General features: G+C 59.4%; 13 protein-coding genes. 2 read left to right on the forward strand and 11 right to left on the reverse strand.

Features of this window, described 5'->3' with window-relative positions:
• Positions 1-78: 78 nt before the first annotated feature.
• Positions 79-1164 (reverse strand): type I restriction endonuclease, encoded by a 1086-nt coding sequence (locus AC0Z4S_RS10595; RefSeq protein WP_485622941.1) that lies wholly within the window; start codon positions 1162-1164, stop codon positions 79-81.
• Positions 1165-1383: 219 nt separating this feature from the next.
• Here AC0Z4S_RS10595 and AC0Z4S_RS10600 point away from each other — a divergent pair, with 219 nt between their 5' ends.
• Complete coding sequence (locus AC0Z4S_RS10600; RefSeq protein WP_016771301.1) at positions 1384-1794, forward strand: low affinity iron permease family protein; 411 nt, start codon at positions 1384-1386, stop codon at positions 1792-1794.
• A gap of 161 nt (positions 1795-1955) precedes the next feature.
• Here the strand turns inward: AC0Z4S_RS10600 and AC0Z4S_RS10605 are convergent, their stop codons facing one another.
• The 10 genes from AC0Z4S_RS10605 to yiaY form a co-directional block, all read right to left on the reverse strand.
• Positions 1956-2459 carry a DUF4142 domain-containing protein gene (locus AC0Z4S_RS10605; protein ID WP_042608160.1) on the reverse strand — a complete coding sequence of 168 codons (504 nt, stop codon included), beginning with the start codon at positions 2457-2459 and terminating at the stop codon, positions 1956-1958.
• Positions 2460-2615: 156 nt separating this feature from the next.
• Positions 2616-3254 (reverse strand): LysE family translocator, encoded by a 639-nt coding sequence (locus AC0Z4S_RS10610; RefSeq protein WP_485622942.1) that lies wholly within the window; start codon positions 3252-3254, stop codon positions 2616-2618.
• Positions 3255-3314: 60 nt separating this feature from the next.
• On the reverse strand, positions 3315-3731 hold the full coding sequence (fos, locus tag AC0Z4S_RS10615) for a fosfomycin resistance glutathione transferase (protein ID WP_471879109.1): 417 nt from the start codon (positions 3729-3731) through the stop codon (positions 3315-3317).
• Between the two features lie 4 nt (positions 3732-3735).
• Positions 3736-4455 carry a PA3715 family protein gene (locus AC0Z4S_RS10620; RefSeq protein ID WP_485622943.1) on the reverse strand — a complete coding sequence of 240 codons (720 nt, stop codon included), beginning with the start codon at positions 4453-4455 and terminating at the stop codon, positions 3736-3738.
• Between the two features lie 36 nt (positions 4456-4491).
• Entirely contained in the window at positions 4492-5226 is a 735-nt protein-coding gene (locus tag AC0Z4S_RS10625) for a PA3715 family protein (RefSeq protein ID WP_485622944.1), read from the reverse strand.
• 194 nt (positions 5227-5420) lie between these two features.
• A complete protein-coding gene (locus tag AC0Z4S_RS10630; protein WP_253499992.1) occupies positions 5421-6752 on the reverse strand; it encodes an MFS transporter in 1332 nt (443 codons plus the stop codon).
• Between the two features lie 204 nt (positions 6753-6956).
• Positions 6957-7883, reverse strand: a complete 927-nt coding sequence (locus tag AC0Z4S_RS10635) for a hydroxymethylglutaryl-CoA lyase (protein WP_485622945.1) — start codon at positions 7881-7883, stop codon at positions 6957-6959.
• Positions 7880-9073 carry a CaiB/BaiF CoA transferase family protein gene (locus AC0Z4S_RS10640; protein WP_485622946.1) on the reverse strand — a complete coding sequence of 398 codons (1194 nt, stop codon included), beginning with the start codon at positions 9071-9073 and terminating at the stop codon, positions 7880-7882. The genes AC0Z4S_RS10635 and AC0Z4S_RS10640 overlap by 4 nt, the downstream gene beginning before the upstream one ends.
• Positions 9074-9328: 255 nt before the next feature.
• Entirely contained in the window at positions 9329-10234 is a 906-nt protein-coding gene (locus AC0Z4S_RS10645) for a LysR family transcriptional regulator (protein ID WP_485622948.1), read from the reverse strand.
• Positions 10235-10301: 67 nt separating this feature from the next.
• The gene (yiaY, locus tag AC0Z4S_RS10650) at positions 10302-11450 is read right to left on the reverse strand and encodes an L-threonine dehydrogenase (RefSeq protein ID WP_485622949.1); all 1149 of its coding nucleotides are present in this window, start codon (positions 11448-11450) and stop codon (positions 10302-10304) included.
• 153 nt (positions 11451-11603) lie between these two features.
• On the opposite strand from yiaY, the gene AC0Z4S_RS10655 reads away from it, so the two are divergent.
• Positions 11604-12623: a DUF4917 family protein gene (locus AC0Z4S_RS10655; RefSeq protein WP_485622950.1), complete on the forward strand. Its 1020-nt coding sequence runs from the start codon at positions 11604-11606 to the stop codon at positions 12621-12623.
• Positions 12624-12648 lie beyond the last annotated feature (25 nt).

The following is a 12648-nucleotide window of genomic DNA, read 5'->3' on the forward strand; positions in this document are numbered from 1 at the left end:
TTCACGATACAGGCAGCAAGAAAAGCAATTCCAGTGCGAACGCTGCAAGAGGTGTCTGAGTGAATGGTCGACTCTCCATCAATCGTAATAGCCGACGGTTTTTTTCAGATGATCCGAGAACTCATAGATGTCATCCACCGAATTGATCGCATGACGGGTCTCGTTTTTTTCTTCATCGAAGATGCCGAGATACTTTTGTGATCGATTGAAATGCAAACGGCAGATCGGTTTGCGATTGTTGTCGTCCAGCAAGATACCGAAATAGCTCTGCGTATCGCGCTGAACAATGCGCTTGGCATCAACGACAGATCGAACCAACGCCCGAACGATGTGATAGCCCTCCAGCTCTTCCAGCGTTGTTAAAACCTTGTCATCTGATTCGTCACGCGGATCTACCGGATCAGTTCCGGCAGGAACTGACGGCAGGGAGGCCAGCGCTGGCTGGATAGCGCCGCTCATGGCCGATTTGAGCCGATCATTGATCTGGTCATTCAAAAATTGCCCGACAGCTTTTCTGGTTAGCTCGTGAAACTGGTCGCGCACTTTCTGTGTGATCACGCCGTCATAAACCCGAGAAGCAAAAACCTTTACAAAGTCATCGTCCGGCTTGGTGACCTGCGCGGCGAGGACCTTCTTGATTTGGCTGACATATTTCAACTCCCCCGCTGCGTTGATGATGGAATCAACATCAAAAGCTGACTTGGTCAACTTCACCAACTCAGGGACGGAATATTCATCGATGTCCAGCAGATCCAATTCAAGGAAGGGCTTCTCGTCCATTTTGTTCGGCGCATCCAGATCGGTAAAAAATTTATAGACCTGGCCGTTGGTGAGAATGGAGATCCGAGCGCTGGTGACATGGAAGTAGCGAAACAACTGCGAGGCATGGTTGATGTGCAACGATTCTCCGATCTTTTTGCATTCAATCAAAATCTGCACCTCCCCCTCTTTCATGATCGCGTAGTCGATCTTCTCGCCTTTCTTTGTGCCGATATCGCAGACGAACTCGGGGGTCACCTCGGTCGGGTCAAAAACGTCGTAACCCAGAACCGTACTGATAAAAGGCATGACGAATGCATTTTTCGTTGCTTCCTCAGTCTGGATCGCAGCGCTCTGCAAGCGGACTTTTGCGGCTAGGCTGGCTAACTTTTCGAAGAATTCCATGAGGCGCCTCGTACGGGTTTCTATCCGTGGAATGAGCTGATGGCAGTTTGACTGCCACTTGATACTAGACCCAAACCTCCACAATGAAAGGTGTCCATATAGAAGCCTTGGATTGGCGAGTCCTGCCCGAGGTATTGAGTGAATGAGGAAGTTGTAAACAGAATTTTCAGCACAACGCCGATGTCTGAATTTCAAGCTCCCAAAACAAGGACTTCCATCATGAAATTCGCCAAGATTGCCCAGAAACTTGCCCTGTGGGCCGGTAGCCCGAAGACGTTCATGGGGGCGTTGATTCTGATCGGGTTGTGGGGGTTGAGCGGGCCGATTTTTGGCTACAACGACACCTGGCAGCTGATCATCAATACATCGACGACGATCATCACGTTCCTGATGGTGTTCCTGATTCAGAACACGCAGAACCGCGATACCGACATTCTGCATTTGAAACTCGATGAGCTGCTGCGGGTGAACAAGGAGGCGCAGAACGCGATGCTCGGGCTGGAGGCGCTGGACTTGAAGCAGCTTGAAGCGTTGCGCCGGCATTACCGTGCACTCGGCGAGAATCAGGTATTTGATCTTGAGGGTTTGGGTGACAAGAGCAAGCCGAAGCAGGATTTGAACGAGTGCTGAGCAAGTAAACACACCCTGGGGGAGCGAGCCTGCTCGCGAAGACGGAGGGTCAGTCAAAACATCATTGACTGACCCTCCGCTTTCGCGAGCAGGCTCGCTCCCACAAAGGAAACATGCATTTCAACTGAAGGCTTCGTTCGCGCTGCAACAACACAGCGAGGTTAGCGACTGGCCTGCAACGCGCGGGCCTTCTCCAGATGGCTTTGCAGTTTCGGCAAAGTCTCATCGGCAAACGCTTTGATTTCCGGGACGTCGGTGGTCTGTGCCTGTTGTTCGATCTGGGTAATCGCCTCTTCCGTGGCTTTCACCTGACTCGCGGCGTAGGCCTGATCGAAGGTCGCACCGTCCTTCACTTCCGGCATCAACTCTTTGGCCTTGTCGGCGAGTTCTTCGCGGGGTGCGACAGGCAGGTCGAGTTTCTTGGCGATTTTCGCCAGATGCTGGTTGGCCGTGGTGCGGTCGTTGATGACGACGATGGTGTAATCCTTGACCTCTTTGGATTCGGTCTTGCCGTGGGCCAGACGGCTGGCTTCGATGTCGGCCATGCCTTTGGCGGAGGCATCGTTGATGAATTCGGCAGGCGACTGGGCGAACGCAGTGCTGGCGCACAGGCCCAGCAGGGTTGCAAAACTGACGTTACGTAAACGGGTGGCCATCCGGCTCATGGTCGCGCCCTCCTTCGTTGAAAATTCAAGCGGGCAGTGTTTACCCGCTGCTCAAAATAATCGCGGCAGACAAGCGACTGCCTCAGTTAGGAATGCTTTGACGGTCAAAGGTTTAGAAAAACTGCCCTACGCGCGACGAACGGTGCTTCCTCAGCATCAGCCCTTGTTCGGCATCAACCCCGGTAGCGCGTGCACCAGCGCATTGATGGCAAAACCGATAAACATCACGCCGCACAAACGGGTGATCAGCAGTTCGTGACGCTGATACACCGTACGCACTCGTTGCGCGCCAACCACACCGATGAGAATGGCGTAGGCCATCGCCCCGCCGATGAAACTCAGGGCGATCAGCGCCGGCAGCATCGACCAGTTGAGCAACTCGGCACGACTCGACAGCAGCGCGGTAAACGTCGCCACCGCTACCGGATAAGCCTTGGGATTGGTCAGGCCGAAGACGATGCCGTGCCAGAACGGCTGGCGCGCCGCGCCTTGCGCCTCGTCGCCATTGCGCCGCTGGGCACGCACCGCACGCCAGCCGAGCCAGAACAGGTACACCGCGCTGAGCACGCCGAGCACATCGAACGCGGTGCTGCCGATTTCCCGCGCGCCGACGATCGCCACCAGCGCCGTGCTGCACCAGATCACATCGCCGAGCAGATGCCCGCAGAGAAACCCCGCCCCGGCCCGCCGCCCGTGGGCCGCGCCAATGCCGAACACCGCCAGCACACCCGGTCCGGGCGTGATCCCGTAAATGAAACCCGAAGCCAGAACGGCCAACAGCAATGATGGAGTCATGGAAAACCTGCAAGCGCCGGAATACGTGGCGGCCAGTCTATCTCAGCGGATCACGCCCGATCACTGCGCGTCGTAAAAACGCATGCCGGGGTACGGTTTCTGCCGACACGCCGCCAGCCGCGATTGCAAATCGCCGACATGGACTTCCAGCTTGTGCCCGTCGGGATCGAGAAAGTAGAACGACGCGCCCTCGCTGCGGTTGTCTCGCCACTCCGCCACCTTAGCCAATTTCAGCGTTTCAACCAGCAAAGTGAAGTCTGCCGCGCTCACGCTGAAAGCGTAATGGGTATAGTCCACGCCCGGCTCACCCTTGCGCTGCGGATCTTCTGACAGACACAACCACAATCCGGGCAATGACAAATAGGCACCTCTATCCCACGTCGCTTCGACGCGCAATTGCAGCACATCGCGATAGAACGCCAGGCTCCGCTGCAGATCGCGGACGGCGAGGGTCAGGTGGTTAAGGCCGGTCAGCATCGAATCAGTAACCTCTGAAGTCTTCAGGAACAACGTATTGCTGACCATCGTAGATCAGGGTGACTTGGGTGTGCTTCAGATTGGTGGTTTTAGAAACGCATTGTTTGCCTGACGTGAAAGACTCCATCAACCAACCGCTGGAACTGACGATCAGATCAGCAAACCCGTTGTGGCGGGATGAGCCGACCTCGATAGTCCTGCGAATGCGTGTGTCTCGCGTATCGCACTCCCCGGTCCCTTCACCGAAATCCTTGCGCACCACCAGGCCTTCCAGCACTGGGCGTAAGCGACTGCCTTCGCGAACATACAAAGCCAGGTCGGTCTTCGAGTACGGATTCGCTCTGGAACCGTGGCTCATGAATCGGGACCGCAGCCCGAATGCACGGACATCCGCCGCCAAGCGGTAACGCGCCGTATCGATGATCAGGTCATCGAAGCTGATCGCATCGGAGTTGTAAGCACCAGGTTTGCGATAAGTGGCAATGGGTCTGGCGTTGCTGGCATTGACGATTGCAAGGTCAAGATCGAACGCCCCGATGTCTTCATCATCCGAGTCCGCGAGGTACGTGGATTTGACGGCAATCGCCTGATTCTGCACGGCAGGCCAGACCTTGCAGCGCGACAGGGACTTGCCATCGAAGGCTTTGTTTTCGCAAGCCGCGTGGGCTTCAACGCTCAAAGCCAAAACGCTGAGAACGGCAAAAAGTCGGAGAGGCAGATTCATGATTCTTCCTTGAAAAATTCGTATCAGTGACGCCAGTCACATGCCTTTGAAACCTTGCGGCAAAACGTAGGTTTTCCCGTCATAGCGCAACGTGGTCAGCACTGGCTTTTCGTGGGTGGTCTTCGATTCGCAGCTGTCAGGTGGTCCCTCACCGGCCAGGCCCGTGGTGACTGAGCGGACAATGATATCGGCATAACCATGGGAACCGGTTTTGCCCATCTCGAGCGTGCGCATCGTCTCCGAGCGCTCGCCCGCGCAGTTGCCATCCCATTCACCGCTGAAGCTGTAGACGACCAAGCGATCCAGCACCGGGCGCAACTTGTCGCCCTCTTTCACATAGAGCGACAGCAACGATTCATCCAGCGGATTGACGCGTGAGGAGCCTTTGAAGTGGGCGCGTACGCCGAATGCCCGGAGATCAGGCGTGAGTTTATAGCGCGCGGTATCCAGTTCCAGATTGTCGAGCGCGATGGCATCGGAGAGAAATGCCGACGGCTGATGATAGGTCGCCAGCGGCTTGGGGCCGCCAGCTGTGATGACGGCCAGACTCAGATCATATGAGCCCACTCTGTCACCGTGGCCGTAGACCGGATCGGGCACAAACGTCGACAGCGCGGTGATCGTCAGTTGCGGGTAAGCCGGCCAGTCCTTGCACAGGGAAAAATCCACTTCTGTGCTGACCGCAGGCGGCGTGCAATCCGCCCACGCCTGCCCAGCCATCAACCACCCGCAAAGCGCTGCTGCGCTGATCCACGTGGACTTCATTGTCAATTCCTGCTCCTTGAAGCTATTTCCAGGCGAGCACTATCCCTTTCTGCATCGGAGGATTCAACATATCAGGCCAGCCAATCTTCTCATGCGTCTGAAGTCGGAATTCGCGAGCAGGCTCGCTCCCACAGGAAAGCCGCATTCCAAATGTGGGAGCGAGCCTGCTCGCGAAGGCGTCATCACAGACGCCGCCAATCTCAATACTTGTCCAGCGTGCGCAACTTCTGCGGCAAGCCCCACAGCAGCAAAGCGGCCGCAATCAGCGCCGCGACGCCGATGACGTACAGCGCCGGGGTGGTGCTGCCGGTGAGGTCCTTGATGCGCCCGACCATGACCGGGCTGACGATACCGCCGAACTGCCCCAGGGTGTTGATCACCGCGATCCCGCCTGCCGCCCCGGCACCGGCGCCTGCGAGCAACTTCGGTGGCAGGGTCCAGAAGCTCGGAATCGAAGCGATGATGCCCGCGCCGAGCAAACCGAGCGCGACGATCAGAAATGTCGTGTGGCTGGCGAAGATCCCCGCGCTGAAGAAGCCGATCGCGCCGACGATCACCAGCCCGGCAACGAACTTGCGCCGCTCACCCGTGGCGTCTGACAAGCGCCCGATCACGACCATGCTGATCGCTCCGCAAATGTAGGGAATGGCGGTCAACAGGCCGATCATCACCGGGCTTTCGGTGCCGGCGCTGCGGATCAATTGCGGCGCCCAGAAGTTCAGGCCGTAGGACGCGACCTGGATCAGGAAGTAGATCAAACCCAACGTCAGGAAACCGGGAATTTTCAGTGCCGCGAGCAATGAGCCGCCGGTCTTGTGCGGCTCGTGATGGGCGATGCGGCTGGAAAGCAGTTTCTTCTCGTCGGCGGTCAGCCAGTGCGCGTCCTCGATGCGGTCCTTGAGCTGGGTCAGCACGAGAAAACCGAGGGCGATGCACGGCACGCCACCGAGCAAAAACAACCAGTGCCAACCACGCATCTGCAATACGCCGTCGAGGTGTTGCAGCACCAGCCCGGAGAACGGCGCGCCGACCAGTCCGGCGAACGCCGAGGCGAGAAACAGCATCGACGTGATGCGGCCACGGAAGTGCTGCGGAAACCACAGGGTCAAGTAATACAGCACGCCCGGGGCGAACCCGGCTTCCATCGCGCCGATGACAAAGCGCAGCGCGTAGAACTGCCATTCGCTGTTGACGAAGACCATCGCCGCCGTCGCCACGCCCCACGACATCATGATCCGCGCAATCCAGCGCCGCGCGCCGACCTTATAGAGCATCATGTTGCTCGGCACTTCGAACAGCACGTAACCGACCACGAACAGCCCGGCGCCGAGGCCGTATGCGGTGTCGCTCAGGCTCAGGTCGGTCTGCAACTGGAATTTGGCAAAGCTGATGTTGATGCGATCGAAGAAGGCGAACAGGTAGCAGACCATGATCAGTGGCATCAGGCGCCAGGCGACTTTGCTGACCAGGGCTTTTTCGGCGTCGTGATCGACGGACGGGCTGACGCCCGCCTCCATTACATTGAGGCTCATGGTTTTTCTCCAGGCGGACTGCCGATGGGCGTCCGATTGTTTTTGTTGTCTGGTGATGACGCTCACGGTGGAGCGCTTTTGTGTGGGAGCGAGCCTGCTCGCGAAAGCGGTGTGTCATTCAGCGTTGATATCGACTGATCCGACGCATTCGCGAGCAGGCTCGCTCCCACAAGGGTTTGTATCTCCCACAAGGGTTTTGGGTATTCAGGTGGGGATCGGGTGCAGGTCACAGTTGCGTCCGGCCTTGGCCAGTTGGCCGGGGACTTCGTGGCCTAACAGTGCCGGCAAGCCGCGCGAAAGTTTCAGCAATAGGGGCAAATCTATCCCGGTGGCAATGCCGACTTCCTCGCACAGGTTCACCAGGTCTTCGGTGCAGATATTGCCCGACGCACCCGGCGCAAACGGACAGCCACCGAGGCCACCGAGCGCCGCATCGAAGCGCCGCGCACCGGCCTCGTAAGCCGCGAGTACATTGCACAGACCAAGGCCACGGGTGTTGTGGAAATGCAGGGTCAGGTCAGAGGGCGAAACCCGCTGCAAAACACGCCGTACCAAACGATCCACCTGACGCGGATTGGCCATGCCGGTGGTATCGGCGAGGCTGATGCCCTGAATGCCGAGCTCCTGATAAGCGTCGACGATCTGCAGCACACGATCCTCATCGATCCTGCCTTCGAACGGGCAACCGAACGTGGTGGCGATGCTGCCGTTAAGGCGCACACCCGAGCCGCTGACATACGCGACGATGTCAGCGAACGCGGCCAGCGAATCCTCGCAACGCATGCGCATATTGGCGAGGTTATGGGTCTGGCTGGCGGACATCACCAGATTCAACTCATCGGCCTTCGCCGCCAGTGCCCGTTGCGCACCTTTGAGGTTGGGAATCAACGCCACGTAAATCACCCCCGGCTGACGCTCGATGCCGTTGAACACCTGCTCGCCGTCACGCAGGGCCGGAATGGCATTGGGCGAGACGAACGAGCCGGCTTCGATGCGGCTGAATCCGGCCTGTGACAATTGATTGATCAGGGCGATCTTGTCAGCGGTTTCCACCCAGGTCGGCTCGATCTGCAAGCCGTCGCGCGGTGAGACTTCCTGGACGATGAGGGTTTGCGAATAGTCAGAGATCATTGCACCACCCCTTGGCTTTTCAGGCGTTCGATGTCGAGTTCAGTCAGGCCCAGCCCGGCCAGAATATCGTCAGTGTGCTGGCCCAGTTTCGGCCCGGACCAATTCACCCCGCCGGGGGTCTCCGAAAGCTTGGGGACGATGCCGGGCATTTTTACCGTTGCGCCGCCGGGCAACTCGGCATTGAGCAGCATCTCCCGCGCCTGATAGTGCGGATCGGCGACGATGTCGGCCACCGAGTAAATGCGCCCGGCCGGCACTTCAGCGGCTTCGAGGGCGGCCAGTACCTGATCGATCGGCAGGCTGCTGGTCCAATGGGTGATGGCGGCATCGAGCAATCCGCTCTTGGCGGCGCGGCCGTCGTTGTGGGCGAATTCTTCTGCGTCGGCCAGATCAGCGCGGCCGATGGTGTGCATCAGGCGCTTGTAGATCGGGTCGCTGTTGCCGGCGATCACCACGTAGGCACCGTCGGCAGTGAGGTAAGTATTGGAGGGCGCGATACCCGGCAAGGCGCCGCCGCTGCGTTCGCGGACATGGCCAAGCATGTCGTATTCCGGCACCAGACTTTCCATGACGTTGAACACGCTTTCCGCCAGCGACACATCGACGATCTGTCCACCACCCTGCCCGGTCTTGACCCGCAGCAGCGACATCAGCGCGCCGATCACCGCGTGCAACGAGGCCAGCGAATCGCCGAGGCTGACACCGACCCGCGCCGGTGGCGAATCGGGATTGCCGGTGGTGTAGCGAATGCCGCCCATGGCCTCGCCAATCGCACCGAAACCGGGACGGTCGCGGTAAGGGCCGGTCTGGCCGTAGCCGGAAATACGCACCAGGGTCAGGTTCGGATTCAGGGCGTGCAACACGTCCCAGCCCAGACCAAGCTTTTCCAGCGCACCGGGGCGCAAGTTTTCGATGATCACGTCGGCGTCGCCGGCCAGTTGCCTGACCAGTTCGATGCCTTCAGCGGATTTGAGATTGAGCGCCAGGGATTTCTTGTTGCGCGATTGCAGGTACCACCACAGCGATGTGCCTTCGTGCAGCTTGCGCCACTTGCGCAGCGGGTCGCCCTGGCCCATGGCTTCGATCTTGATCACCTCGGCGCCGAACTCGGCGAGCATGCGCGCGGCAAACGGCGCGGCGATCAGCGTGCCGATCTCGATCACTTTGATCGCACTCAAAGGGGCAGTCATCGCGGGGTACCTCTTGTTCTTGGAATAGGTGGCCAAGGCTAGAGGAACGATGTTTGGACAATCCAGCCGTCTCTCGGCAATGAGCGTTCGCGAAATGCGAATGCTCCAGCGTGATCCAGTGGTGATTTCATGGCCGCCTTCGCGAGCAGGCTCGCTCCCACAGAGTATTCTGTGGTGGCTACAAGTTCGGAGTTCACACAAGCTCAATGTGGGAGCGAGCCTGCTCGCGAAGAGGCCATCAACCGCAATGAAGATCTACCGCCCACGCAAATGCTCAAACAACATCCGGCTCACCGGCGACAACCCCGCTTCATCGCGCACCACCACGATCAATGTGCGATTCGACCACTGATCAGTCAGCGGCACCGCCCGCAAGCCCAGCGCCTGACCAAACAGCTCATAGGCACGCTGCGGCAGAATGCCGATGCCCATGTTCGCCTGGACCATGCGGCAGACCGCATCGAACCCTGGCACATGAATGCGGATACGCAGAACTTTGCCGGCCTGCCGCGCCGCCGCGTGGGTACGCATGTTGATCGAACTGGCCGCGTGCAACCCGACGTAGTCGCTGTCCAGAGTTTCATCGAAGGCCACCGATTCGCGCTTGGCCAACGGATGCTCCGGCAGCATCACCACCACCAGTTTGTCCTGCCGATACAACACGCTGTGCAGACCTTTGGTATCGCTGTCATCGGAGCAGATACCGAGGTCCGCGACGCCATCGAGGACGCCCTGAATCACCCCGGCGCTGGGCCGTTCTTCTAGGTCGGTCTTGACCTGCGCATGCTGCGCAGAGAAGTCACGCAAGTCTTCGGGCAGGAACTGAATGATCGCCGACAGATTGGCCAGCATACGCACGTATCCGCGCACACCGTGGCTGTGCTCGCCCAGTTCCAGGCCCATTTTCTCCACGTTGAAAAGCATCTGTCGCGCATGGTGTAACAGGGTTTCACCGGCCGGGGTGAGGACCATGCCTTTGGCTTGGCGCACGAACAGTGCAATGCCCAGCGCCTCCTCCAATTCCATCAAGCGCTTGCTCGCGGCCGACACGGCGATGGCTTCGCGCGCAGCCGCACGGGTCAGCGTGCCCTCTTCGTGGACGGCGACGAACAGTTGCAGGGTGATCAGGTCGAGGCGGCGGATCAGGCTTTTTTGCAGCATGGGAGACTCGGCGGTGTGGCGCGAACGAACGGCGAGGATAACGCCGTTCGTCACCGCTGTGCCCTTCTCAAAACGCGTTGCGGAAAATCTCCTCGATCTGGCGCTGGTCCGCTGCTCGTGGATTGGTCAGTCCGCAGGCGTCCTTCAAGGCGTTGGCGGCGAGCACCGGGATGTCGCTGAGTTTGGCGCCCAGCTCACGCAATCCGCCGGGAATCTCGACGTCTCTGGCCAGGCTGCGAATGGCATGGATCGCCGCCTGTGCGCCTTCCTCTGCGCTGAAACCGCGAATATCCGCGCCCATGGCGTGGGCGACGTCCCTGAGTCGGTCAGCGCAGACCAGCGCATTGAAACTCTGCACGTGTGGCAACAGTACGGCGTTGCATACGCCGTGGGGCAAGTCGTAGTAACCGCCCAATTGGTGCGCCATGGCGTGGACAAAACCGAGCGAGGCATTGTTGAACGCCATGCCGGCAAGAAACTGCGCGTAAGCCATGTTCTCCCGCGCCGCGAGGTCACTGCCGTCGCGCACGGCCAGGCGCAGGTTGCTGCTGATCAGGCTCATGGCCTTCAGGGCGCAGGCATCGGTGATCGGATTGGCCGCCGTGGAAACGTAGGCTTCGATGGCGTGGGTCAATGCGTCCATGCCGGTGGCGGCGGTCAGGCTTTTGGGCATCGCGACCATCAGTTGCGGGTCATTGACGGACAGCAGCGGCGTGACGTTGCGGTCGACGATGGCCATTTTCACGTGGCGCGATTCGTCGGTGATGATGCAGAAGCGGGTCATTTCGCTGGCAGTGCCGGCGGTGGTATTGATGGCGATCAGCGGCAATTGCGGCTTGCTCGAGCGGTCGACGCCTTCGTAATCGCCGATCTGCCCGCCATTCGTTGCGCACAGGGCGATGCCCTTGGCGCAATCGTGTGGCGAGCCGCCGCCCAGTGACACGACGAAATCGCAGTGGCTCTCCTTCAACAGCCCCAGCCCCGATTCGACATTGGCCGTGCTCGGGTTCGGCCTGGCGCCGTCGAAGACCACCGCATCGATGTCCTGCATCGCCAGTTTCTCGGCAATCATCGCGGCCACGCCAGCCTTGGCCAGCCCGGCGTCGGTGACAATCAGCGCCTTGCGAAAACCATAATTGCGAATCGCGAGCATCGCTTCGTCGAGGCAGCCGCTGCCCATGATGTTGACCGCCGGAATGAAAAAGGTGCTGCTCATCGTGTGTCTCCTGACTGGGCCGGATCGACCGCCTCGATTCGGCGGATACCCACAGGATCGACCGATCGGTCACCGCCAATGTTGATCTGGCTCAATGTCCGCTCGTGATAAAGTCACCGTCCATCTGCCCCTTGTTTTGAGACCGCCCACGCAATGACCGATTTTCTGAATGTCGACGCCACCCTCGAAGACTGGAACGCCCTGCGCGCCGCGACCGATTTCAGCGGTTTGCTGGTGGGCAACGGCGCCAGCCGCGCGGTGTGGGATGACTTCGGCTACGACTCGCTGTTCGAAAACGCCCGTACGGTCGAAGAGAAACCGCTGAGCCCTTCGGAACTGGCGGTTTTCGATGCGCTGCAAACCCGCAGCTTCGAGCAAGTGCTCGGCGCACTGAAAACCACCAGCCGAGTGAACAAGGCGCTGGCAGTCAGCTCGGCGGCACCGCGCAATCGCTATTACGCGATCAAGGAAGCGCTGATCAACACTGTGCACGCGGTGCACATTCCGTGGCGGCTGGTGCAGCCTTCGACTTTGGCGGTGCTCAATGCTGAACTGGCGCGCTATCGCACCGTGTTCACGAGCAACTATGACCTGCTCAACTATTGGGCGCTACAGCACCCGGGCGAAGCCATCGACGATCTGTTCAACGGCCCGGACGCGAGTTTCGACCTGAGCCAGAGTGCCACGGACAAACCGCGCCTGCTGTACCTGCACGGTGGTCTGCATCTGGTGCGCAATCAGGACGGCGCCGCACGCAAACTGACCTCGACCGAGGGCACCCTGCTCGGCAGTTTCGCCATCAACAATACGATCAAGACGCTGGATGACGTGCCGCTGTTCGTCACCGAAGGGCCGAGCGCCGACAAGCTCAAGACCATCCGTAGCTCGGATTATCTGTCGTTCTGCTATGAGCAATTACTGGCCCATGGCGACAGCCTGTGCATCTTCGGCCATGCCTTGGGCGAGCAGGATGCGCATCTGGTGCGCGCGCTGCGGTTGGCTAACCCGAAGCGCGTGGCGATCTCGATTTACCCGCGCAGCGCGGCGTTCATCCAGCATCAGAAGCGTCACTACGCCAAGGTGTTTGAGGGTACCGGGGTTGAGTTGCGGTTCTTTGATGCCAAGAGCCATGCCCTCGGTGATCCGAAATTGTCGGTACCGGTTGAGGTTTGAATCAAGATCAAAAGATCGCAGCCTG

It is taken from the genome of Pseudomonas sp. 1L-B-1-E-C1, assembly GCF_057291835.1.

Excerpts from the sequence above, each read along its gene's own strand:
- AC0Z4S_RS10635 (WP_485622945.1), bottom strand. The coding sequence starts at position 7,883 with ATGATCTCTGACTATTCGCAAACCCTCATCGTCCAGGAAGTCTCACCG.
- AC0Z4S_RS10600 (WP_016771301.1), top strand. The coding sequence starts at position 1,384 with ATGAAATTCGCCAAGATTGCCCAGAAACTTGCCCTGTGGGCCGGTAGC.
- AC0Z4S_RS10620 (WP_485622943.1), bottom strand. The coding sequence starts at position 4,455 with ATGAATCTGCCTCTCCGACTTTTTGCCGTTCTCAGCGTTTTGGCTTTG.
- AC0Z4S_RS10630 (WP_253499992.1), bottom strand. The coding sequence starts at position 6,752 with ATGAGCCTCAATGTAATGGAGGCGGGCGTCAGCCCGTCCGTCGATCAC.
- AC0Z4S_RS10640 (WP_485622946.1), bottom strand. The coding sequence starts at position 9,073 with ATGACTGCCCCTTTGAGTGCGATCAAAGTGATCGAGATCGGCACGCTG.
- AC0Z4S_RS10645 (WP_485622948.1), bottom strand. The coding sequence starts at position 10,234 with ATGCTGCAAAAAAGCCTGATCCGCCGCCTCGACCTGATCACCCTGCAA.
- AC0Z4S_RS10605 (WP_042608160.1), bottom strand. The coding sequence starts at position 2,459 with ATGAGCCGGATGGCCACCCGTTTACGTAACGTCAGTTTTGCAACCCTG.
- AC0Z4S_RS10655 (WP_485622950.1), top strand. The coding sequence starts at position 11,604 with ATGACCGATTTTCTGAATGTCGACGCCACCCTCGAAGACTGGAACGCC.
- AC0Z4S_RS10595 (WP_485622941.1), bottom strand. The coding sequence starts at position 1,164 with ATGGAATTCTTCGAAAAGTTAGCCAGCCTAGCCGCAAAAGTCCGCTTG.
- fos (WP_471879109.1), bottom strand. The coding sequence starts at position 3,731 with ATGCTGACCGGCCTTAACCACCTGACCCTCGCCGTCCGCGATCTGCAG.
- yiaY (WP_485622949.1), bottom strand. The coding sequence starts at position 11,450 with ATGAGCAGCACCTTTTTCATTCCGGCGGTCAACATCATGGGCAGCGGC.
- AC0Z4S_RS10610 (WP_485622942.1), bottom strand. The coding sequence starts at position 3,254 with ATGACTCCATCATTGCTGTTGGCCGTTCTGGCTTCGGGTTTCATTTAC.